This window comes from Saprospira grandis (assembly GCF_027594745.1).
Classification (GTDB): Bacteria; Bacteroidota; Bacteroidia; order Chitinophagales; family Saprospiraceae; genus Saprospira; species Saprospira grandis.
On record NZ_CP110854.1, the window covers coordinates 1,550,083 to 1,572,361 of the forward strand.

General features: G+C 45.6%; 18 protein-coding genes. 5 read left to right on the forward strand and 13 right to left on the reverse strand.

The genetic code is table 11. From position 1 onward, the window contains the following. Positions 1-49: 49 nt before the first annotated feature. From pyrH to rplM, 5 genes are all read right to left on the reverse strand, one after another. A complete protein-coding gene (gene pyrH, locus OP864_RS06160; protein WP_270100388.1) occupies positions 50-769 on the reverse strand; it encodes a UMP kinase in 720 nt (239 codons plus the stop codon). A gap of 112 nt (positions 770-881) precedes the next feature. Further along, a complete protein-coding gene (gene tsf, locus OP864_RS06165; protein ID WP_270100389.1) occupies positions 882-1,718 on the reverse strand; it encodes a translation elongation factor Ts in 837 nt (278 codons plus the stop codon). A gap of 43 nt (positions 1,719-1,761) precedes the next feature. Continuing rightward, complete coding sequence (gene rpsB, locus OP864_RS06170) at positions 1,762-2,487, reverse strand: 30S ribosomal protein S2 (RefSeq protein WP_015691968.1); 726 nt, start codon at positions 2,485-2,487, stop codon at positions 1,762-1,764. Positions 2,488-2,554: 67 nt separating this feature from the next. After that, the gene (gene rpsI / locus OP864_RS06175; protein ID WP_015691969.1) at positions 2,555-2,941 is read right to left on the reverse strand and encodes a 30S ribosomal protein S9; all 387 of its coding nucleotides are present in this window, start codon (positions 2,939-2,941) and stop codon (positions 2,555-2,557) included. A 20-nt stretch (positions 2,942-2,961) separates the two neighbouring features. Further along, positions 2,962-3,414 (reverse strand): 50S ribosomal protein L13, encoded by a 453-nt coding sequence (gene rplM / locus OP864_RS06180; RefSeq protein WP_015691970.1) that lies wholly within the window; start codon positions 3,412-3,414, stop codon positions 2,962-2,964. A 1,099-nt stretch (positions 3,415-4,513) separates the two neighbouring features. On the opposite strand from rplM, the gene OP864_RS06185 reads away from it, so the two are divergent. Next, positions 4,514-5,479: a T9SS type A sorting domain-containing protein gene (locus OP864_RS06185; protein ID WP_270100390.1), complete on the forward strand. Its 966-nt coding sequence runs from the start codon at positions 4,514-4,516 to the stop codon at positions 5,477-5,479. A gap of 316 nt (positions 5,480-5,795) precedes the next feature. Here the strand turns inward: OP864_RS06185 and OP864_RS06190 are convergent, their stop codons facing one another. The 4 genes from OP864_RS06190 to OP864_RS06205 all read right to left on the reverse strand — a co-directional run bounded on the left by OP864_RS06190 (position 5,796) and on the right by OP864_RS06205 (position 11,942). Then, positions 5,796-7,073: an ABC transporter permease gene (locus OP864_RS06190; protein WP_270100391.1), complete on the reverse strand. Its 1,278-nt coding sequence runs from the start codon at positions 7,071-7,073 to the stop codon at positions 5,796-5,798. 105 nt (positions 7,074-7,178) lie between these two features. After that, the gene (locus OP864_RS06195; RefSeq protein ID WP_270100392.1) at positions 7,179-10,181 is read right to left on the reverse strand and encodes a CHAT domain-containing protein; all 3,003 of its coding nucleotides are present in this window, start codon (positions 10,179-10,181) and stop codon (positions 7,179-7,181) included. A gap of 279 nt (positions 10,182-10,460) precedes the next feature. Continuing rightward, positions 10,461-11,357: a hypothetical protein gene (locus OP864_RS06200; RefSeq protein ID WP_270100393.1), complete on the reverse strand. Its 897-nt coding sequence runs from the start codon at positions 11,355-11,357 to the stop codon at positions 10,461-10,463. A gap of 60 nt (positions 11,358-11,417) precedes the next feature. After that, entirely contained in the window at positions 11,418-11,942 is a 525-nt protein-coding gene (locus OP864_RS06205) for a hypothetical protein (protein ID WP_270100394.1), read from the reverse strand. 126 nt (positions 11,943-12,068) lie between these two features. Here OP864_RS06205 and OP864_RS06210 point away from each other — a divergent pair, with 126 nt between their 5' ends. The 3 genes from OP864_RS06210 (at position 12,069) to OP864_RS06220 (ending at position 17,469) form a co-directional block, all read left to right on the forward strand. Beyond that, a complete protein-coding gene (locus tag OP864_RS06210) occupies positions 12,069-14,297 on the forward strand; it encodes a DUF7477 domain-containing protein (protein WP_270100395.1) in 2,229 nt (742 codons plus the stop codon). Positions 14,298-14,488: 191 nt separating this feature from the next. Further along, a complete protein-coding gene (locus OP864_RS06215; protein WP_270100396.1) occupies positions 14,489-15,901 on the forward strand; it encodes a C1 family peptidase in 1,413 nt (470 codons plus the stop codon). 371 nt (positions 15,902-16,272) lie between these two features. Then, positions 16,273-17,469, forward strand: a complete 1,197-nt coding sequence (locus tag OP864_RS06220) for a T9SS type A sorting domain-containing protein (protein WP_270100397.1) — start codon at positions 16,273-16,275, stop codon at positions 17,467-17,469. 112 nt (positions 17,470-17,581) lie between these two features. Here the strand turns inward: OP864_RS06220 and OP864_RS06225 are convergent, their stop codons facing one another. From OP864_RS06225 to OP864_RS06235, 3 genes are all read right to left on the reverse strand, one after another. Beyond that, the gene (locus OP864_RS06225; protein ID WP_015691984.1) at positions 17,582-17,830 is read right to left on the reverse strand and encodes an anti-sigma factor; all 249 of its coding nucleotides are present in this window, start codon (positions 17,828-17,830) and stop codon (positions 17,582-17,584) included. A gap of 144 nt (positions 17,831-17,974) precedes the next feature. Then, positions 17,975-18,616: a sigma-70 family RNA polymerase sigma factor gene (locus tag OP864_RS06230; protein WP_015691985.1), complete on the reverse strand. Its 642-nt coding sequence runs from the start codon at positions 18,614-18,616 to the stop codon at positions 17,975-17,977. A 467-nt stretch (positions 18,617-19,083) separates the two neighbouring features. Further along, positions 19,084-19,446 (reverse strand): hypothetical protein, encoded by a 363-nt coding sequence (locus OP864_RS06235; RefSeq protein ID WP_270100398.1) that lies wholly within the window; start codon positions 19,444-19,446, stop codon positions 19,084-19,086. Between the two features lie 433 nt (positions 19,447-19,879). On the opposite strand from OP864_RS06235, the gene fumC reads away from it, so the two are divergent. Beyond that, entirely contained in the window at positions 19,880-21,271 is a 1,392-nt protein-coding gene (gene fumC, locus OP864_RS06240; protein WP_270100399.1) for a class II fumarate hydratase, read from the forward strand. A 138-nt stretch (positions 21,272-21,409) separates the two neighbouring features. Here the strand turns inward: fumC and OP864_RS06245 are convergent, their stop codons facing one another. Further along, complete coding sequence (locus OP864_RS06245; protein ID WP_002659269.1) at positions 21,410-21,937, reverse strand: RNA polymerase sigma factor; 528 nt, start codon at positions 21,935-21,937, stop codon at positions 21,410-21,412. Positions 21,938-22,279 lie beyond the last annotated feature (342 nt).

The window sequence follows — 22,279 nt, forward strand, 5'->3', positions numbered from 1 at the left end:
AAAAACGCAGCCTTTAGGGCTGCGTTTTTTTTGGTTTTTCTGGGCTGTTTTATTCGCTATCGTTGGTCACTAGTGTCCCGATGGCTTCTCCTTTCAGGATGCGGATCAGGTTATTAGGTTCATTGATATCAAAAACCACAATAGGCATAGCATTTTCTTGGCACATCGTAAAGGCCGTCATATCCATAATAGAGAGGCCGGAGCGGATAATTTCTAAGAAAGAGATATTATCAAACTTTTTGGCCTTGGGGTCTAGTTCGGGATCGGCGGTATAAATACCATCTACGCGGGTACCTTTAAGGATCACATCGGCGTTAATTTCGCTAGCGCGGAGGGCTGCTGCGGAGTCGGTAGTAAAATAAGGGTTACCAGTTCCTGCGGCAAAAATAACCACACGGCCTTTTTCTAGGTGTCGGATAGCTCGGCGGCGGATATAGGGTTCGGCGACTTTATCCATACCGAGGGCGGTCATCAGGCGGGTGTAGATACCTTCTGCTTCTAGGGCAGATTGCAGGGCTAGGCCGTTGATCACGGTAGCGAGCATCCCCATATAATCGCCTTGAACTCTTTCGATGCCAGAATCCTTGGCTTCTAGTCCGCGAAAAATATTTCCTCCTCCGATAACGACAGCCACCTCAATACCTTGGTCGATGGCTCTACGAATTTCGGAAGCATAATGTACGAGCATTTTGGGAGAGATACCAAAATCTTTGCCGCCCATCAGCGACTCACCACTAAGTTTGAGCAGAACTCTTTTATAATTAGCCATGATAATAGAAAGCTTCTAGAAGTTGTTGAAAAGATCTGTCTCTGTCTATTTTTGGGTATAAAAAAAGCGTTTCGACGGCATCGAAACGCTTTTATATTTGCTTATACAAGCATTAACCTAGGGTAATGTGTACAAAAGAAGTAACCGTAAGGTCTTTATCTAGTGTACCAAGGAATTGAGCAACAGTTTGCTTATTTCCTTTTACGAACTCTTGGTTAAGGAGAGTATTTTCTTTGTAGAAAGCATTGAGTTTACCCATAGCGATACGCTCGAGCAACTGCTCGGGCTTACCTTCATTGCGGGCAACTTCTTTTCCGATTTCGATCTCTTTCTCTACGATAGAGGCATCAACACCGTCCTTATCTACAGCGATGGGGTGCATAGCAGCGATTTGCATAGCTACATCTTTACCGGCAGTTTCTAGGTTATCAACATCTTTGTTGAAGCCTACAACAACACCGGCTTTATTGCCCATGTGTACATAAGAGATAACTTTAGCAGCTTCAACGCGGCCGTAGCTATTCAACTCAATTTTTTCACCGATAACCCCTGTTTTCTCAACGAGAGCATCAGCTACAGTTTTGCCAGCGCTTAGTTCTAGAGCGGCAAGAGCTTCAGCATTTTCGGGGAAGTTAGCCAAGGCCAACTCAGCGATAGAAGCTACAAAAGCAACGAATTCGTCGTTTTTGGCTACAAAGTCAGTTTCGCAGCTAATACGAACAGCGATACCTTTGCTGTTATCTTCTGAAGTGAGTGCCAAAACAACGCCCTCTTTAGCTTCGCGGTCTGCGCGCTTTTCGGTCATTTTTTGGCCCTTCTTACGAAGATACTCAATAGCACCGTCAAAGTCGCCTTCAGCTTCTTGTAGGGCTTTTTTACAATCCATCATGCCCGCGCCAGTTTGGTCGCGTAGCTTTTTAACTTCGGCTGCAGAAATTTTGAAAGCCATTGTCAATTATTGGTTTATAAGGTGTGAGATGTGATGTCGTCGCTTATTTCTCGGCGCTAGCCTTTTTTTCCTCTTTCACTTTTTTGCCTTCTTCTAGGCCTTCGCGGATAGCCTCAGTGAGGTAGTTTACCACGATAGCGATAGCTTTAGAAGCATCATCGTTAGAAGGAACAGCAAAATCTACTACAGTAGGATCAGAGTTAGTATCTACGATACCAATAGTGCTAATACCCAAACGCTTGGCTTCAGCAATAGCCAAGTGCTCATGGCTAATGTCTACAACAAACAAAGTATTAGGCAGACGGTTAAGGTCAGCAATACCACCAAACATACGGTTTAGTTTAGCGTGCTTACGGCTAAGTACCAAACGCTCTTTCTTAGTGATATTATCTAGCGTACCATCATTGAGCATGCGCTCGATGCTTTGCATTTTGCGTACAGACTTGCGGATAGTCGCAAAGTTTGTCATCATACCTCCCAACCAACGGTCAGTAACAAAAGGCATGTTTACGCTGCGGGCAGCAGTTTCTACAATACCGCGAGCCTGCTTTTTAGTCCCAACAAAAAGGATCTTTTTGCCAGACTTAGCCATTTGTTTCATGACTTTAGCAGTCTCTTCTAGCGATTCAATTGTGCGGTTAAGGTCAATTACGTGAATACCTTTACGCTCCATAAAAATGAAGGGACGCATTTTGGGGTTCCACTTTCTTTTCATGTGGCCAAAATGACAACCCGCATCCAACAACTCTTTATAAGTAGGTGTTTGCATATCTTTATCTATAATTTGTAGCTTGGGCCGCTAAGCAGCCCCAAGCAGAGAGATGGCAGAAATAAAATTAACGTTTGCTGAACTGGAAGCTCTTACGGGCCTTGGGCTTACCGTATTTCTTACGCTCAACAGAACGAGGATCACGACTGAGGTATTTTTTCACCTTGAGCGGGCTGCGGAACTCTTCGTTCAACTCTACCAACGCTCTAGAAATACCCAAACGAACAGCCTCCGCTTGTCCTTTGATTCCACCCCCGCTTACATTCACTTGAATGTCATATAGGTTCTGTACTTCTACCTCTTGTAGAGGAGCCACTACTTTACCATGAATGTGGATAGCAGGAAAGTACTCTTTATAATCAAGACCATTTACCGTTACTTTGCCAGAACCCTGACGCAGGTATACACGGGCTACGGCCGCTTTTCTTCTTCCGATAGTGTTAATCATTTCCATATCGTAATACTTGCGTTTTATTATTTATTAGTAGGATCGAAAGGCTGAGGCTTCTGGGCCTGATGAGGATGCTCCGAACCTTCATATACAAACAATTTTTTGAAAGTGGCACGACCCAATTTGTTCTTGGGCAACATACCTTTGATCGCATTCTCTAGCACGCGGCGAGGACGCTTGGCCAACAACTCTGCAGCTGTAGCCGACTTCTGACCACCGGGGTAACCAGAGTAAGTCAAATATACTTTCTTTTGCAATTTGCGACCAGTCAAGTTGATTTTCTCAGCATTGATGATGATCACATAGTCTCCTGTATCTACATGAGGAGTAAAGCATGCTTTGTGCTTGCCTCTTAGTACTTTGGCAATTTCAGAAGCAAGACGACCTAGGGTTTTACCCTCTGCATCCACAACCCACCAGTTGCGCTCTACGGTCTCTTTTTTTGCAGACTGTGTTCTGTAACTCAGCGTATCCACAATTCCTATAATTTTATATTAGTAATCAATTTATTAGCGGCTTTTGAGCACAAAAACAATCTACTTTAGCCCAAAGCGCTTGCAAATGTACAATTCCTATTCTGTATTCGGAAGCTTTTTTATGGGTTTTTTCAACTACCCTTTTATAAATCACTGAAAATCAACCCAAAAATCGCACAAAAATTTTAAAACCGCTCTTTTTCAAGGGGTTTTGGGGCCCGCGGCCGGCTAGGCCTCTCGGCCTAGGTCGGCCGCCGCTATGCTGCGGGGCTCGCAGGTCTGCTCGGCCCTGCGGCGGCTCCGCCGCCTGGGTCTGCCGCTGCGCGCCACCCGCTCCGCAGCGCTGGGCCAATATAGGCCTGGCCGCATTCCTCTTCTCTTGAGCAATCAATAGCCCCCCTCTTGAGTGGATTTGTTAATACTTTGTTAAAACAGGGACTAAACGAACTTTGTTGATGACCCTAATGAGCTAGCTTTTTCCTTGCTCAAGCTAGCGTTCCCCTTGCTCGGGCTAGCTTTTCTCTTGCTCGAGCTAGCTTTTCCCTTGCTCGAGCTAGCTTTTCTCTTGCTCGGGCTAGCTTTTCTCTTGCTCGAGCTAGCTTTTCTCTTGCTCGGGCTAGCTTTTCCCTTGCTCGGGCTAGCTTTTTCCTTGCTCGAGCTAGCTTTTCCCTTGCTCGGGCTAGCTTTTCCCTTGCTCGGGCTAGCTTTTTCCTTGCTTGAGCTAGCTTTCCCCTTGCTCGGGCTAGCTTTTTCCTTAGTGCTTAAAAGCAGGATTCAGCCATTCATCGCCTAGGGACAAGCCCCTAGGCTAAGCCAATGGAGTCAGCCCTGACAAGGGCCTCAACTGTTGATATACAAGGCCTTGCTCAGTTGTTATCGCAAAGAAAAACCTCATCCAAAGGCCCTCTTTAGAGGGCTGTCTGAAAAAGCTAGCCTAGGGGCTCGTCCCTAGGCAGCATAAAGGGGAACGCAAAATTTCAAACAGACTCTGAGCCCAAAAACAGCCTAGCCTAGCCTAGCAAAGACATTAACTTTAAATTGTTTTTTTTTCAAAAAGGATTACATTTGCCATTATCTTAAACTTCTAAATAAAATACTCATGAGGTATTTATTACTTTTTCTTACTCTTTTCACATTTTTCAATGTCACAAAAGCCCAACAACTAGATACTGTTGGCTGGTGCCCTCCTGGGGCGACTTGGGTATATTCGGTCTCGGCTTGGGGGCCAGATAGCTACCTAAAATATACTTATGAGAAGGATACTCTGCTTCTGAACCAAGCGGTTAAGAAAATAGCCCTTAGCCGTGTCAATTATATAGGGCCAACTGTCGGTCAGGGCAGATCGGAGAGCCAGATAGGCTATGAGTATGAATATATGTCTAATGACAGTCTTTATTTTTATGATCCTACTAGCAATAGCTTTATCCTCAAGTTTGATTTTAATGCAGTGCAGGGTGATTCTTTAATTGTTCGCAATCCGCGTTCAACTTGTGATAGCCTCCCTAACTTTCCGGACCAAGATACGCTCTATATAGACAGCCTCTCTCAGGATACTTTTAACCAACTTATCTTTGATCGTTACCACCTAAGTTCTGGCAGCTTTGAGTCTTTTCGATTCGATCCTGTCATCAAATACATAGGTAGTTTTGAGAGTTTTCATCCCGAGGTCTCTGAAACGACCTGTCCTCTGCCCATTGATGGCTATGTTCATAAACAGCTATTTTTCTATCAGGACAGTCTTCGTGGCCGACTAGTTTTTAGCGAAAACTATAATGATACCCTTGTTGATAACATCATCAGCAATATTTTCAGAACGGAGTCGGGAATTTCGGCAGCAAAAGAAGTGCGGGTATTTCCGAATCCAGCGCAGGATGAGCTTTGGCTAGATATAGCGCTAAATGGCGCATTGAATCTTAGCATTTATAATTTGGCGGGGCAGGAAGTTCGTCATTTTCAGCTGCATCAAAATCACTTTTCTATTCGAGACTTGCCCAAGGGCATGTACATCTTACATTTGCGAACAGATGATCAACAGTTTTATCAAACTAAATTTGTGAAACAATAGCTTGGTTGAAGAATGTCAAAAGCCCAGCAGATTAGTTATCTGCTGGGCTTTTTTATGTGGTCCTACAGGCGGCTTCGCCGCCGCAGGCCTAGCGATGTGCAGGGGTGGCCGAAGGCCAGACCAAAGCCGCCAAAGGCGGCTGCAGGGCCGAGCGAGCAGCGAGCCCCGCAACGTAGCGCAGCAAGGCGAAGCCGCAGCGGAGGCCCCAAAATAACAGCGAGCCCCGCAACGACAACAAGGACTTTAGTCCGCAGTTCGACGACCGAAGGGAGTAACCGCCGCAAGGCGAAGCCGCAGCGGAGGCCCCAAAACCTCATTATCGTCCAGCACGCATAGCTTCTACAGCTTCCATTTTAGAGGCAGAATAGGCGGGAATAATACCTGCGATCACGCCAGAAAAGGCGGCAATACTGAGGCCGAGTACGGCATTATAAGTAGATAAAAAGATGGGGAAATCGGCAAAATGGGTAACCGCTAGGGCGGCCAGGTAGACCAAAAACAGGCCGATAGCCCCACCAAAAAGGCAGAGTAAAATCGACTCGATCAGGAACTCCATGAGGATCATATAGCGCTTAGCGCCTAGGGCTTTTTTCACACCGATCAGGTTGGTGCGTTCTTTTACGGAAACGAACATAATATTGGCCACCGAAAAGACGCCCACGATAATGGCAAAGCCGCCAATAAAGAGGCCTGCTAGATTAATGACGCCAAAAATGCTGCTGAGAAAATTGGAGAGAATAGAGAGCGTATTGAGGGCAAAATTGTCCTCTTCTTTTGGGGGCAGGCGGCGGCTAGCGCGGAGCACCCCCACCAATTCCGTTTTGAGGGCCTCTACATCTACGCCTGTTTCGGCTTTTACGGAAATAGAGCTACGGCCGCGGTTCATGGCCGAGCGGCCTAAGTTAATATACTTGCGGGCCGTATTATAGGGGATGATCGCGACATTATCGAAATTAATGGGGTTAATGAGGTCCTTTCCTTCTTTTTTGAGCACCCCCACCACCTTAAGTTTTTGTCCTTTAGACTTAATCCAGCGGCCCAGAGCGGACTCCCCTTCACGGAAAAGCGCCTTATAGACCTCATAGCCGATCACCACCTCGTTTTGGCCTCTAAAAAAGCTATTAGGAGTAAAGTATCGGCCTTGTTCGAACTCTAGGCCGAAGATATCTTTATAATCGGGGGTAACGCCCATATAGAACACCCCAGCGGCCTGTCCCAGCTTAGACTCTGTATTGCTACCGCCAATAAACACACTAAAAGAAGTTTTGCCAGCGGTTTGGCAATTGGCCTTAATGGCTTCAAAATCTCGGTAAGAGGGTTCTGGGCGGCGCATATACTTCCAGTAATTCTCTCTGGGGTCTTCGCCCCAGGGCATCGTATTCACATAGACCACATCATCGCCTAGCTGCTCAAAGCTTTTGCGGATACTATACTCTAGGGAATCGACTGCGGAGAAGACCATAATCACGCACCAGATACCGATCGTAATGCCGAGCAGGGAAAGTAGGGTACGGAGTTTATTGCCAAACAATTGTTGGAGGGCCAGGAAGCAGGCCTCGAAAAAGAGGCGAAAAAAGAGGAGAACGGCAGCCATAGAAAAATCGGGTTGAAGCCAAAAAATGGGGAGACTCATCTAAGATAAGTCTCCCGATCAAGAGTTTACTAACTTTTAGAGTAAAATAAGGTTTAGCTAGACCAACTAGGCGGCTTTCTCTTTGCTTCGGTTCTTTCTTTTTTGGCGGAGCAAAAAAGCGCCTCCAGCGGAGAGCATAATTCCGCCAATGGCAAAGGGCAAAAAGGGGTTGGAGGGGGGCAGATTTAGCTTCTTATCATTGCCCATAAGGATAAAAGGCGACCAAAAGGCGGGATGAGCCATAGGGCCTTTATTGGCGGCCAGATAATTGAGTTTTGCTTGTCGGAGCGCCTCGCTTTTGCTCAGGCCCGCCTCTAGCTGCTGATAAAAGTCCTGCATAATCACGGAAGTTGCGGCATCATCTACCTGCCAGAGGCTGACCAGAAGAGCGGGCACTCCTGCATTGATAAAAGCCGTAGCCAGAGAGGCGGTTCCGTTGCCTACTTGAAACTCTCCGTAGGCGGTTTCGCAGGCTGAAAGGACCACTAAATCGGCTTTGAGGTCTAGATTTAAAATTTCTATCGCCTGCAGGAAGCCATCTTCTAGGCTATCGCTATCGGGGGTAAAAGCTAGGCCCGAAAGGCTGGGTTTTTCTCTATTCATCAGGCCGTGCATAGCGAGATGAATAAAGCGGTACTTTTTGGACTCCTTAATAAATCGTTCTTCTTGGGCATCTTGGCCAAAGAGGAAGCGGCCCTCAAAGAGCGTAGCCAGTTTTTTGACCTCTTCTTCGGCTAGTTTTAGTGGCGTTAATTGGCTGCGTTTATTATTCAGGCTAATGGTATCGCCTTCTTGGTAGTTAGCCGCCATGGCCAGCATTTGGCCATTATTCTCTTGGAAAGAGGTATTTTGGTTATGTTGCCAAAGCTCTAGCGAGAAAGAATAGCTAATGGCGTATCGTTTAATCAGATAGGCCAAGCTATTATAATTATCTGTTTCCTTGGCGGGCAGCATGAGTAAGCTTTCAAAGGGGATATAGGCCAATTCTTTATCGGGAATAATCAGCAACTGTTTAACTGTGCTCTTTGGGTTTTGGAGAACAGGGGCCAGCAGCAATTGATAGAGTTGATGGGCTTTTTGGCTATAATTCAGAAAAACCTCCTCATTGCCAGAAAGAACCTGTTTGTAGGAAAGCAGCATTCTTTGCAAGTCCATAAGTTCTTGGGCCAATTCCTTAGCATTGATTTTTTGCTCTACATATCGGAGCTCTTGATGATCGAGATAAAAAACAAAGCAGCTACTATCTGTTAGGAAATACTCTATAGCGGCTCGTTTGGGACCTAAATCTTTTTGGAGCTGCTTTAGCTGCAAGCGTTTATGGCCAAACTTATAATCGACATAATCTGGATATTGCTTAAACAGATGCCGTTTGTGTTCCTCCATTTCCCAGATTTGGTCATTGAGCAAAACGAGTAGGCTATCTTTCTTTGCTTTTTCTTCGGTAGACCGATAGGCCTTTAGGATCTGACGATATTGTTTTTTGATGCCCTGTTCTTTTTCCTGTTCATTTTTGGGCAGTAATTTTTTGCTATAAGCGATGCGTTCATTTTGGCTTTCGAGGAGGAGCGTAGATTTATCTTTTTCTGAAATAGCGAGCAGCTGCTCTGCGGCCTGTTGGTCCAGATGCGCCCATTTCATTAGCCGTTGGTAAGTGGCCGAGCTCACCTTTAGAGAGCGTAGGCGATCTTGCTCTAATTGGGCCATTTCTCTTTCTTTGGCTAGGGTTTCGGCATAAAGGCTATCTATGGTTAGCAGGCGCTTGAGGCTAGCGGGCGCTTTGCTTTCTTGATAGCGTTTGCCTTCTAAATCTTTAGCGATAAAGAGAATTTTAGACAGTTCGCCTAGGTCGAGAAAATAATTTATATCTAGGCCGGCCAGTTGATCTAAATCAAAGCGTTTTTCTTGGGTACTGTTTAATTCCAAATGTTGAAGGATAGCCGCTTCTGCAGCATCAAAATCTCCTTTGGCAATTTCTAGGCGGGCTACATATTTTAGGCTTTGGATGTATTTGACTGTTTTTGGGGCAAAAACGGCAGCAACTTCGGCTCTATATTGTTCTAGATAATTCTCGGCCTGTTGATAATCTTCTTGTACAATATATAGCTTAAGCAAGCTAGATAAAACAGTCTGCCTCATCATTCCCTTGGTCTGTCCCAAAGCCGCTTTATAATAAGTTTCAGCAGCCAGATAATCCTGCTCGGCCATACAAGCCTTACCTAAATTAAAAGTGATAGAAGGGATAAGCTGATCATATTGTTTACTCTTGGCTAGGGCCAAAGCGGTTAAATAAACTTCTTTTGCTTTAGCAAAGGCTTCTTTTCTTTCTAAAACCCCTCCCTTTGCTATCATGATTTTTAGATAAAATTCATTTTCTCGCCCTACTTCCTCCATAATTTTCAAGATGAGGTTGGCCGTTTGTTCAGCTTTTGTATACTGCCCAGCCTTTTCCTCTATAGCCATTACATTATACAAAGACCGAGCATAAGGTTCTCCTTTAGCATCATTGTGTTTACGCTCTAGGGCAATACTTTGTCTAAAAAAATCAGCAGCCAAATCATACTTTGCTTGTTTTAGGTAAACCACGGCTATATTGTTAATCAGCGTAATATATTGAGGAGTAGCTTCCAGCTTCAGCTGCTCAAAAATAGCTTTGGCTTCGAGTTGTTTAGCCGTTGCCTGTTCAAAATTGTTTTCGGCCAAATAGAGCTTAGCCCTCAGTCCTAGCCATTCGGCCAAATGCAGCCCCTTTTTGCCCTGATCTAAGCGTTCCACCTGGCTTTTAGCCGCCATTAATGTGGCCTGAACCGCCTCGTATTGGCCTAAATTATATTGCAACACCATCTTACTGCCCGTAAAACTCCAACTCAAACTATCTTTCCAGCCTTGTCGTCCCGGCTCTGTCTCCAAAGCAAGCAAAGCCGAATCTATAATGGCTATAGAATGGGCATATTGGCTTTGCGCATAGGCCTCCATAAAGCGGGCCTCAAAAGCATTATATTTGGCTGCATCCTGCCCAAATACTAAAACAGGGGCCAATAAAAAGAGATAAATGTAGTGTATGGGTCTCATTCTTTGCGGTTCTAAATAAAGTAGATAAACTCAATTAATGCTCCTGCAAATTTAACATTTTAGAAAGAGTCAACCTATTTTTTTTGCTTTTCCTATTTTTATCTTTTGGGGCTGCCCCAGCCAAAGGCTGGGTCGGGCTATGTCGCAGCTCGCAGGTCTGCTCGGCCCTGCGTTTTTTTCGCTGCGCTCAAAAAACTAGGTCTGGCCTACGGCCACTGCTTTCTATCCCTCAGCCGTTTTGGCCCAAAGGCCAAAGGCGGCCCAAGGGCCGCCTCTCTCCTACTTCTTATGCACAATTTCTAGCTGTACAAAATAGTCATCTCTTCTTTTGTAGTGGTATAAATTGACCTCTACATCTTCTAGACTACAAGCCTCATAATGTAGCTCATAATATTCCTTGAGCAAAGAGTAAGGCGCCTTAGTAATTTCCTTTCCCTCTCTCAAGCAGTTTTTTTCTAGGGCTCTTTTTACTTTCTTGGCCGCCTGATCTCTAGCCTGAGCCGCTAGGTCTTGTTTTTCGCCCTCATATAAATTGCAGCGATAGACGTAGCCCTTGGGCGTAATCTCCATAGTCCCCTCTTTGCCCTGAAACAAATAGGTCGTTTCATATCGGCTGCCCTTAATATCCTTATCAATAAAATCTCCCTGAATGGGAATAAAGAGGGTTTCTGAAATAGCCAGCAAAAACTCCAATTGCTCGCCAAACTCCTGGGCATCTCGATATTTGGCCCAGTCCTTTTTGGCCAAAATGAGCAACAGCTCAGGGGTCACCAAATAGTCCTTTTTGTCTAGGGCCGTAAAACGCCAAAAATAATCTCCCGCTTCTTTAATCGTATAAGTCGACTTAAAGCGGAACTTATCGCCCTTCTGTTTGGGCTGTATTTTCATAATTTCTTCACTTTCAGAAGAAAAACTCCCCTGAAAAGGGGTCGTCTGGTCTTGCATCAAAAAGGTAATATGATCGCCTCGATCCAAAAAAATAGCCTCTTCTACATATTCACAGCCCTTTTTAACGCCCACCTCAGTCCAAAAATCTCCTTTGCCATTACTCAACACTTGTATGTTCTCCCGTATGGCTTTTACCCGATCACTTTCGGTATGCTTAATATAACTCTGCCCCCACAAACCTATGGGCATAATAATACTGAGTACTAAACTGTAGTAATATGATTTCATCTCTTTTATATTATAGTGCAAAAAAACAAAAGTAAGCAAAAGCTAGCAGCCGCTACTGCTCTAGTAGTCATACCCAACTGCTATACCAATTAAGGGACTCGCCCCCAATTTTGGATGATACTGCAACCCTAAGTAGGCATGAAAAAAAACCGCCTGCGGAATTTGATAACGATAACCCAAAGAAGGTAAAGCCACTGGCACAAGATTTCCCCCATCAGCTAAGGAGTAACCCAGATTTAAGTTGGCTCCCAAACCCGCCTCTATAAAATGCCCCTGCCGGCCATAAGCATATAATAGGCGCAAGGGAACAGACATCGCTACCATTTTTCCATAGTTGTTCTGCATAAACCCCAACCCCACCCCCGTTTGTAAGTTGAGTTGCTGTAAAGGTCGCTGCCAAAGGCTATATTGAGTGTTAAAGTACATAAAGCTGCTCTGAGAAGGCCCTACATTAAAGGTACTCACCAACTCTACACTAAACACCCGCCGCGGATGGTAATTCAGCCGCGAATGTTCGGGCGGCTCATACTGTGCCTGAAGCGAACAAGCCCAAAAAATTAAGAGTAAACTGTATAAAATTCGCATCTCCTGAGTATTTTAAATTCCTTGCAGCCATCTTCTTAGCCGCTCTATTAAAAAATAGCACTTTCTTTGTAGATCTCTAGCAAAGCCCAAGGACTTCATTCTGCCAAAACAAAACTTTATAAGAACATGCGCACTATTTTCATCCTCTTTAGCTTCTTTCTTGGCCTAAATGGCCTCTATGCCCAAAATGATAGTTGGGCCATTTCTATGAGTCCGAGCAGATCCCTGCAAGCCTACGAAAAGAGCAGCGAATTCCCTACCGACTTTGTCAAAAAGCATTGGAACCAAGGAAAATTTATGACCAATATCGCCTTCGATGGCGAGGCTTGGTGGGTCGTTATGACGCAGAAAAATTATAAACAACAAACTTTCTACCGAAGTACCGACTTCCCCAATGACTGGATCGACCGCAAATGGAGCGAAGGCTTCGATATTACCGATATCGAGTTTGCCGATGAACAATGGATCGTGGTCATGAGCCGTGGCGCTGGCTTTGAACAAGAAGGCTGGGCAAAAAAAAATAGCTTCGACGAAATTAAAACCTATATCGAACAACAATGGAAGGCCGGTAAGTATATCATCGATCTAGCCTATGGCCAAGGCCAATGGGTAGGCGTCCTCTCTAAAGGTGCCCAGTTCCGCCAACAAACTTTCCGCTGGTCAGCCAATTACCCCGCCGAATGGATCCAAGAAAATTATGGCAAGGGCTTCAATATTACTGGCATCACCTATGGCGATGGCCAATGGCTGGTCGTGATGTCTAAACTCAAAAAGGCCCAAAATGAAGTTAGTATGGCCCAAACCGCCTTTCCCGCTAACTATATCAAAACGAACTGGGATAAAAATTACCGCATTAGCCAACTGCACTTCAATTATGAACCCCAAAATCGTAAGGATTATTTCCAAGACCATTATACTGCCGGAAATAAAGCCCTCAATGCAAAAAATTACGATCTAGCTATCCGCCACTATACCGAGGCCCTCAAGCTCCAGCCCAATAACGCGAATTGCTATAATAACCGCGCCTGGGCCAAATATCTCCTCGGCCAATGCGAAACCGCCCTCAATGATGTCAATTCAGCCATCCAACTAGAAGCCGATGAACATAGCTACCATAGCCGTGCCGCTATCTACCTCTGCCTCGGCCGATGCAATAAAGCCCTAAACGATTTTAATACGGCCGAACGTATGGCCCAAACTAAGGACGCTTTCTATTATGGTGACCGCGCTATGGCCCAAGAATGCCTAGGCAATTTTGAAGCCGCCGCCAAGGATTACCAAAAAGCACTAAGCATTAACCCCCAAGAAGCCATCTACAAAAAAGGCCTGGCCCAAGCTAAAGCCCAAATGAAGGAAACTTCGCCCCCCTCGGTTAGCTGGGATTACCCCTATAAAGCCTATACCGCTAGTACAGACCCCGTCTATGAGGTAAAGGCTTGTATCAACTCAGAACTGGAAATCACTTCGGTCAAACTCTTGCTCAACGGAAAAAGCTTTAGCGCTAGAGGATTTGGCCTAGAAGATGACTGCGATCGTAGCCTCTCCGAAACGGTCCGCCTCCAAGAAGGACGTAACGAACTCGTTATTCAGGTCCAAACCAATAAACACGAAATGCGCTCCGAAAAACGCATTATCGAATATAAGGCCTCTAGTAGCGGAAATTATCACGCCCTCATTATCGCCGTAGAAAATTATGACGATTTTGCCATCTCTGATCTCGAAAAACCCATCGATGACGCTACCGAACTCCAAAAGGTCCTTACTCAAACCTATACGTTTGAACCCAGCGATGTGCATTTTCTCAAAAACCCCACAAAGGAGGAAATTCTCAATAAATTGGTCTACCTACAAGATCACTTAACCGATGACGACAACCTTTTGGTCTACTATTCTGGCCACGGTATCGTGAAAAATGAGGTGGGCTACTGGCTCCCCAAAGATTCTAAAAAGAATAGCCGCAGCAATTGGCTCTCTAATGCCGAACTCCGCGATTATATGAATGCCATGAAGGCCAAACACACCCTAGTCGTCGCCGATGCCTGCTTTAGTGGATCCATTTTTACCGGCGGCTTCCGCAATATGGAGGAGTTCGCCTGCGAGGAAATGGCCAAGCTCAAAAGCCGCCGCGCCATCACTAGCGGAGCCAATACGGTAGTGCCCGATAACAGCATTTTCTTCAAGTATTTTATCAAAATGCTGGGCCAAAATGACGCTAGCTGCTTCACCGCAGAAAATCTCTACTCTAAAATTAAACCCGCCGTTATTTACAATAGCCCCAATAATCACGTCCCGCAGTTTGGCGTACTCCCCCAAACTGGCGATGAAGGCGGAAATTTTGTCTTCAGAAAACGCTAGTTACTGCTGTTTTTTTGGGGCTGCCCCTCGCCTATCGGCTCGGGTCGGGCTATGTCGCAGCTCGCTGCTCGCTCGGCCCTGCGCCGCCTTCGGCGGCTGGGTCTGGCCCTCCGGGCCACTGCTGTCTATCCCTCAGCCGTTCGGCCTTCGGCCGCTAGAGGGGCCCTATTTTCCACTTCTAACCAAATCCTATGTATAAGTTATTCTTTGCCTGCCTCAGTTTTTTGGCCCTGTCCTGCAGCCTTTTGGCCCAACCCTATACCACGGGCATCCCCCTAGAACCCGATCCCGATTATGACGATATTCCCGTCAAAGCCGAACAAACAAAATCACTCTACCGCTCGGTAGGCTCTAGCGCTTCTTTGGCCAAATGGGCCCCCACTCCCGGTAGCCAAGGAAATTATGGAACCTGCGCAGCCTGGGCCACGGCCTATACCGCCCGCTCTATCCTAGAAGCAAAGGCCAATGGCTGGACCGATACCAAAACTATCGACGATAATATCTTTTCTTATGGCTTTCTCTATCGCCTAAGCTCTTCTAGCAAAAATTGCTGGGGCGCTTACCTTTCTCGCTGTGCCGATAATATGAAGGTTTATGGCGTACCCAAATATAAGGACTTTAAGGCCCATTGCTATAATGGCAATAAATTGCCCCAACAAGCCTATGATGCCGCCAAAAATTTTAAGATTAAGGATTATGTCCGCCTTTGGGACAAAAATGACGGCACCACAGACAAACAAAAGGTGGCTAAGGCCAAAAAAAGCCTGTCCGAAGGCTACCCTATTGCCGTTTCTATGATTTGCCCCAATTCTTTTATGTATGCCAAATCAGATCTATGGAAACCCACCGAATCTGCTGAAGAGTCGCCAAGCAACCCGCATGGCCGCCATGCCGTTTGCCTCATTGGCTATGATGATGATAAATATGGGGGAGCCTTTTTGGTCCAAAATTCTTGGGGTACTTCCTGGGGCGGCAATGGCCGAATTTGGGTAAAGTATAAAGATTTTCCCGCCTTCTTTTATCAGGCTATCGAAATTGTAGGCGAGCCTGCCAAAGCTCCCGCAAAAAGAGAGCTAGCCGGCAGCCTCCGCCTAGAAGGCTATGAGGGCCAAGCGATGCAGGCTCGCATCCAAGCCGATAAAAGTAGCTTTCGCCTAAAGTCTTCTTATCGCTCAGGGACCCGCTTCAGAATGTATATTGGCAACCAAGCCCCAGCCTATGTCTATGCCATTGGCGATGATTTGCGGCATAAGCCTTTTGTGGTTTTCCCCCATAAGCCCAATGTAAGTCCCTTACTCAATTACCAAAAGAATGAGGTCCCCTTGCCCAATGAAGAAAAACATCTTCGCCTAAATGGGCAGGTAGGTACTGATTTTTTGTGCATCATTTATTCGCAAGAACCTCTGGATATTGATCAAGTTTGCCGACAGCTCAAGCAGCAAAGCAGCAAACTGAGTTTCAAGAGCCGCCTCAAGGCGGTCCTTGGTCCAAAACTAGCCGATGATTCGGCCCTAAAGTATAGTTTGGGCAGCAATGGCCAAATGAAATTTAGCGGCAAAGGCAGTTGCGCCGCCCTACTGGTCGAAATTCCACATATTGATTAAATGAGAGCCCCGCCGCAAAATTGCGGCAGGGCTTTTTTCTGCGCCCTACAGGCCCAAAGGGCCGCAGGCTGAGGGATGGATAGTGGTGGCCGAAGGCCAGACCCAGCTTTTGAGCGCAGCGAAAAAGCGCAGGGCCGAGCAGACCTGCGAGCCACGACACAGCCCGACCCGACCGATCATTCATGAGGGTTTCAACCCTCATTTTGTATCGCTTCGCAAAGCGATGCCGCTTTGCGCTGGGTTTTAACCTAGCGGAAGGGGCAGCCCCAAAAAAATAATCCTCAAAACACCAAAATTTAAAAACTAAACATCTAGATAAATAGCCCCTAACCCATTGAGCAAATGGGTATTTACCTCAAAATCGTTGTCTTATGAAAAAGCCAATCTTATTATTTGCAGCCAGTTTGTTTTCGCTGGCCAGCTGGGCGCAGCTTCCCCGCTTAGAAGCGCCTGATTTTATTGAATATGAAAGCCAGCAAGAGGCTGATTTTTTGCTGCCCATAGCAGAGGAAAACAGTGATTTTAGCTATGCTGGTTTGCAGGCTGCCCGCAACCTCAAGGAGGTCAATATGGAGGGCAGCACCGATGCTTACCCTTGGTTATCTCGGGATGGTTTGCGTTTATTTTGGACCCAAACTTTTGAGGGGCAGGATAAAATTGTGCAAGCCGAGCGGCCCAATTTAGAAACGCCTTTTGGTCCAGCCAAAGTCATGGGTCTAAATATGGAAGGGCTAGATAATATGTCTATTTGGCTATCTGAAGATGAGTTGACTGCGGTGCATACAGTAAGAGAAGAAGGTAAAATTGACCTTTATTTCTCTCAGCGGAAAAATAAAAAAGAAGAATTTTCGACGGCTGCGGCTATCCTTAGCTTGGAAGGTGTTGCCGATCTAGAATTTATTTCGGCTCCTAGCTTAACTCAAGATTTAGGAGAACTTTATGTTTATCACTCTGGAAGCAACGGCCAACAAATTTTGCGCTTCAAGTTGGGGGCTTTTCCGGGGCTCTACCAATTTGAGGATGTGCTGATAGAAGGGGCTGATATAGAGCCCGGGCATCTATCGCATGATGGATTGCGTTTTGTTTGCAATAATGCGCAGCGCGAATTGCTCATTTTTGAGCGCAGCAGTTTATCGGAAGAATGGGTAGCGCAAGAATCTATTCCCTTGCCCAGCGATTTTAGTCAAGTTGCCTTTTCGGAGCAAGAAATGGTTATGGTCTATTCTCATGACCGCTTTTGGGAGTCTAACCAATTGCATTTGGCCAAAAGTCTATTTGCCTCTAAAAGCGAGCGCCTAGCGGCAGAAAGTCCCGAAAAGCTGCAGCTAAAACTCTATCCGCATCCTGTACAGCAGCGTTTTACGGTAGCGCCACTTTTGCCCAAGGGGGCCAGTTTGGAGCGGGCCGAGCTCTATGGTTTGGCTGGACAAAAGCTCAAGGAGTTTCCTTTAGAGGGGCAAAAAGCCCAATATGAATTTGACTTAGGCAATTTGCCTTCTGGCAGTTATATCTTGCGTTTATCGGGCCAAGGCTTTTTGCCTGTTTCGCAGTTGGTGGTCAAGCAATAACATAAAAAAAGAGACGGGCTGAGGCTCGTCTCTTTTTATAATAGGGAAACTGTTGAAGAGGATGCGACCAGATCTCGGGCGAGATGCTGCCTCTATACAGTAAAAGATAGGATCAATAGGAGGAAGTACTGGGGTCGCTAATTTTGGTTTTAATACTTTGCACCAAGGCCGAGGAGACGTTTCTCCGGCCCACTTTTTTGCGTAAAAATTCTCTAAAGGATTTCTCCTGTTCCAATTTGGCGAGTTGTTCGGGAGATTCCATAATGGCATCTAAAAAATTGCGGCTTTCTTCTGGAGCGAGCGCCCCATCTAGGTACATGACCAGACGGCGGTTGAACTCCTTCTCAGTTAGTCCATTCATAACTGTACTGTTTTAGTAAATTGAGAATAGTTTGCATCTATTTCAAATAGCGCCCCTTCTTTTAAGAGGCGCCTGATAATTTGAAGTTTCTTGCTAACGGCTTAAAGCGCCTAAATAGTTCGTTTTCGGTCTGTTAAAAGCGAATTATTTATTTTTTTGGCCTCTATAATCCTTATATCCTAACTTTTCGGCATAGCTACGCAGCTGCTCTTTGAGCATATTACGAGCGCGGTGCAGACGCGAGCGCACCGTACCGATAGGGACATCAATAATTTTGGCAATTTCCTCATAGGTAAAGCCTTCAATATCGCAGAGCAAAATGACGGTGCGAAAATCTACAGCTAGAGAATTAATTGCGGTGGTTACCTCATCGCCAATCATGCCTTGAAAGATTTCTTGGCGGAGGTCCATGAAATCTACATAACTTGCATCTTCGGTATCATGATAGCTCACAATGTCCTCATAATCCACCTTTTGCGGACGTTTACTCTTTTTGCGATACTGATTAATGAAGGCATTTTTCAGAATCTTAAAGAGCCAAGCTTTGGCATTGGTTCCGGGCTGGTATCGATGTATAAACCGATAGGCCTTGAGATAAGTTTCTTGTACCAGGTCATTTGCATCATCTTCATTGTAAGTCAGATGATAGGCAAAGTTGTACAAGGCATTAATTTGAGGCATAAGTTCCTCATTAAAGACCTGCAGTTCTTCTGCAGTGACTTCTCGTTCTTCTTTTTGAGGTTCCTGTTCTTGGTTTTCCTCATCGGGTAGAGAGTGCTCTTCCATGGTATTGAGATACTGGAGTTGTTGGAATATTCTGCTGTTTTTTTTTGGGGCTGCCCCGGCCTTTGGCCGGGTCGGGCTGTGTCGTGGCTCGCAGGTCTGCTCGGCCCTGCAGTTTTTTTCGCTTCGCTTCAAAAAACTTGGGTCTGGCCCTTCGGGCCACCACTATCCATCCCTCAGCCAGATTTAATCGCGCTGCTTTGGCCATAGTTTGTTATGAATTTTGTGCTAGTCCAGCTATTTTTTGAGGGCATAGCCTTCGCTATGGTCGAGAAAAATAGGGCCGACTAGCGCTAAATTGCTGCAAACTATAAAAGTGAGTGCGGTTAAATTTGGCTATTGCCTGCGGGCCTTCGGCCCTGTCTCCGCTAAAAAGGCCAGCCTTCAACTTTTGAGGGGTTGAAGGCCAACAAATTTAGTATCTTTTTGGGAAGAATCCAGTAAATGGTCCAAAAAGGAGAATTTGCAGTTTAGCGTCTGCCAGCTTGGCGGTACAAACGCTGCAAAATATCGGCAAATTTAGCGTCAGTTTTGAGGCGGCTGTGGTCGGCTTCGGGCATGTAATAGCTCAATTTTTTTAGAAAGATCCCTTTAAAGGCCTCGTAATTTTCATGATTGCGAGTAGGGAGATATTGAGCAGAACGGTTGGCTACATCCACCAATTCTGCAGTAGCCTGATAATCCTTGCGAAGAAGGTCTAGCAAATCGCTAATGGGGTTGGCAGCTACAGTTGTGCTGGCAGCGGGAGCAGCAGCTGCTCTATGTTGAGCGCTAGCTTCTTGGCCAATAAATAAAAAGGCGAGAAGAGCAAAACTAAGTATCCACTTATACATGATGATGATTATTTTTCTGTGAAATTAACTTGAGACTTACGAATATACAAAGAACTCATTTAAAAACAACGGTCCTTGCTGAGGAATGCTAATTTTGCGCTCTTCTGCCTTATTTTTTTCTGCCATAGCGCTTTAAAAATGCCTTGAAAAACAGCTAACTATTCATTGGTTGCTTTAAGGGCTATTCATTTTGCGGCAAGCAGGCGGCGCAGCCGCCGCAAAGGAGCGAAGCGACTTGGCCTACCGATGTGCAGCAGTGCGGCGCAGCCGCAGACCGAGGCCGTCAGGCCGAAGGGCCGAGCGAACAGCGAGCTGCGAAACGTAGGGCCGCAGCGCAGCTGCGGAGGCCCCTATAAAAAACTGTAATAAAATCGCCATACTTATATATAGAAGTTGTAAATTGCTTTTTTATGACCTAAAAAAATCAAGATTCATGGCGACTCGTCAAGAGAAAGATTCTATCGGATATGTAGAAGTGCCCGCCGACAAATATTGGGCCGCACAAACGCAACGTTCTAAGGAAAACTTCCAGATTGGAGGGCAGCGCATGCCTTTGGAGATTACGCATGCTTTTGCCATTTTGAAAAAAGCGGCAGCTTTGACCAACAATAAATTGGGGGTTTTGGCTGATGATAAGGCTGAAATCATTGCTAAAGTTTGCGATGAGGTGCTTACGGGCGCTTTAGATGATCAGTTTCCTTTGGTGGTTTGGCAGACGGGTTCTGGTACGCAATCGAATATGAACATGAACGAAGTGGTGGCCAATCGTGCGCATGTACTTTTGGGCGGTAGTTTGGAGGATAAGGTGAAAAAAATCCACCCCAACGATGACGTCAATAAATCGCAGTCTTCCAATGATACTTTTCCAACGGCCATGCATATTGCGGCCTATAAAATGTTGGTAGAGAACACGATTCCGGGTTTGGAGCAATTGCGCAATCGTTTGGATGAGAAAGCCAAAGCCTATGCGGAGGTAGTAAAAATTGGCCGCACGCACTTTATGGATGCTACTCCGGTGACAGTGGGCCAAGAGCTTTCTGGTTTTGTAGCACAATTGGATCATGGCATTCGCGCCATTAAGAATAGTCTTCCTCATTTGGCCGAATTAGCCTTGGGAGGAACCGCAGTAGGGACTGGATTGAATACCCCTGCGGGTTATGCCGAAGAGGTAGCCGCTCAGATTGCGGACCTAACGGGCTTGCCTTTTGTGACTGCCCCCAATAAATTTGAAGCTTTGGCTGCACATGATGCCATTGTAGAATCTCATGGAGCGTTGAAAACTGTGGCCGTTTCTTTGATGAAAATTGGCAATGACATTCGGATGTTGGCTTCTGGTCCACGTTGTGGAATTGGAGAATACACCATTCCCGCCAATGAGCCCGGTTCTTCGATCATGCCTGGCAAGGTAAATCCCACACAGGCCGAGGCCCTTACTATGGCCATGGCACAGGTTGTTGGAAATGATGTAGCTATTAATGTAGGTGGCATGACGGGGCAATTTCAGCTCAACGTCTTCAAGCCCATGATGATTTTCAACTTCTTGATGTCGGCTCGTTTGATTGGGGATGCTTGTCGCTCTTTTGAGAGCAACTGCATTGCTGGATTGGAGCCTCAATTGAACAACATTGCCAAAAACTTGGAGAACTCCTTGATGTTGGTGACGGCCCTCAACACGCATATTGGTTATGACAAAGCCTCTGAAATTGCGAAAAAGGCCTATAAAGAAAACAGCACCCTCAAAGAAGCTGGTTTGGCCCTAGGGTATTTGACCGCAGAAGAGTTTGATGCTTGGGTTCGCCCCGAAAACATGATTGGCAGTCTTTAGAGAATTGCCCTCTTCCTAGCAGAAAAAGCAGCTTGCGCGATGCGCAAGCTGCTTTTTTTGGGCCAAAAAAAAGCGCCAAGCCCGAAGGCAGAGCGCTCTAGATGGCTTTTCAATTGTCAGGATAAAAAAGCCTAATTCTTATTTTGTACGGCCCAAAGTATCGCCATAGCGATTATGGATCAGGGCTTTTAACTCTTTGCGGGCAAAGAAAATGCGGCTCTTAACGGTACCCAAAGGCAACTGCAACTGATCGGCAATTTCTTGGTACTTATAGCCATAGTAATGCATCATAAAGGGGATGCGGATACTATCATCTAGAGAGGCAATCATTTTTTGGAGCTCCTGCATCAGGATACCCGATTCGGCCCCATTAGAAACCGTTTGCCCTCCAGTATTGAGATAATACTGATTATCGGTAGCATCGAAGATGGTATTGGCCTTCATCTTCTTGCGATAATTGTTGATGAAAATATTGCGCATGATAGTAAACAACCAAGCCTTGAGGTTGGTCCCCGGGCGGAACTTATCTTTATTGGTGAGCGCTCTAAAGGCCGTTTCTTGATAAAGATCTTTAGAGTCTTCTGAGCTTTTAGTCAGTTTGTAGGCAAAGGCCTGAAGGATGCCCGCCATTTCATGGATTTGAACGCTAAATTCAGAGCTAGACATAAGGCATGCATTTTTTGTGATTCTTAAAAACTGTTGAACTTTCAACACTTCAAATATAAGGCAATCTTAAACAAAAAACAAAACTTTGTTCTAATTAAATGTAGCTACATCAATTAATTTAGCTTACTCTTAAGAGCCATGTAAAACATAATACACTGATTTACAATCAATTAAAACAAAGAGCCTTAAAATTGTCTTAATGTAAGTTTTCAAAAAAAATTGAAAGTTGTATAGTCTTTAGGGCCGTTTTTCTGTTTGTTTAGCCCCTATTAGGGCAAATAAAAAGCGGAATAACTGGCAAAAACCAGCAGTTATCCCGCTAATAAACAATGACTTAAGCTA

Coding starts and splice junctions, on each gene's coding strand:
- OP864_RS06200 (WP_270100393.1), bottom strand. CDS start 11,357: ATGAAATCATATTACTACAGTTTAGTACTCAGTATTATTATGCCCATA.
- OP864_RS06210 (WP_270100395.1), top strand. CDS start 12,069: ATGCGCACTATTTTCATCCTCTTTAGCTTCTTTCTTGGCCTAAATGGC.
- OP864_RS06205 (WP_270100394.1), bottom strand. CDS start 11,942: ATGCGAATTTTATACAGTTTACTCTTAATTTTTTGGGCTTGTTCGCTT.
- tsf (WP_270100389.1), bottom strand. CDS start 1,718: ATGGCTTTCAAAATTTCTGCAGCCGAAGTTAAAAAGCTACGCGACCAA.
- OP864_RS06190 (WP_270100391.1), bottom strand. CDS start 7,073: ATGGCTGCCGTTCTCCTCTTTTTTCGCCTCTTTTTCGAGGCCTGCTTC.
- rpsI (WP_015691969.1), bottom strand. CDS start 2,941: ATGGAAATGATTAACACTATCGGAAGAAGAAAAGCGGCCGTAGCCCGT.
- OP864_RS06245 (WP_002659269.1), bottom strand. CDS start 21,937: ATGTCTAGCTCTGAATTTAGCGTTCAAATCCATGAAATGGCGGGCATC.
- OP864_RS06185 (WP_270100390.1), top strand. CDS start 4,514: ATGAGGTATTTATTACTTTTTCTTACTCTTTTCACATTTTTCAATGTC.
- OP864_RS06215 (WP_270100396.1), top strand. CDS start 14,489: ATGTATAAGTTATTCTTTGCCTGCCTCAGTTTTTTGGCCCTGTCCTGC.
- OP864_RS06225 (WP_015691984.1), bottom strand. CDS start 17,830: ATGAATGGACTAACTGAGAAGGAGTTCAACCGCCGTCTGGTCATGTAC.
- OP864_RS06220 (WP_270100397.1), top strand. CDS start 16,273: ATGAAAAAGCCAATCTTATTATTTGCAGCCAGTTTGTTTTCGCTGGCC.
- fumC (WP_270100399.1), top strand. CDS start 19,880: ATGGCGACTCGTCAAGAGAAAGATTCTATCGGATATGTAGAAGTGCCC.
- pyrH (WP_270100388.1), bottom strand. CDS start 769: ATGGCTAATTATAAAAGAGTTCTGCTCAAACTTAGTGGTGAGTCGCTG.
- OP864_RS06235 (WP_270100398.1), bottom strand. CDS start 19,446: ATGTATAAGTGGATACTTAGTTTTGCTCTTCTCGCCTTTTTATTTATT.
- OP864_RS06230 (WP_015691985.1), bottom strand. CDS start 18,616: ATGGAAGAGCACTCTCTACCCGATGAGGAAAACCAAGAACAGGAACCT.
- rpsB (WP_015691968.1), bottom strand. CDS start 2,487: ATGCAAACACCTACTTATAAAGAGTTGTTGGATGCGGGTTGTCATTTT.
- OP864_RS06195 (WP_270100392.1), bottom strand. CDS start 10,181: ATGAGACCCATACACTACATTTATCTCTTTTTATTGGCCCCTGTTTTA.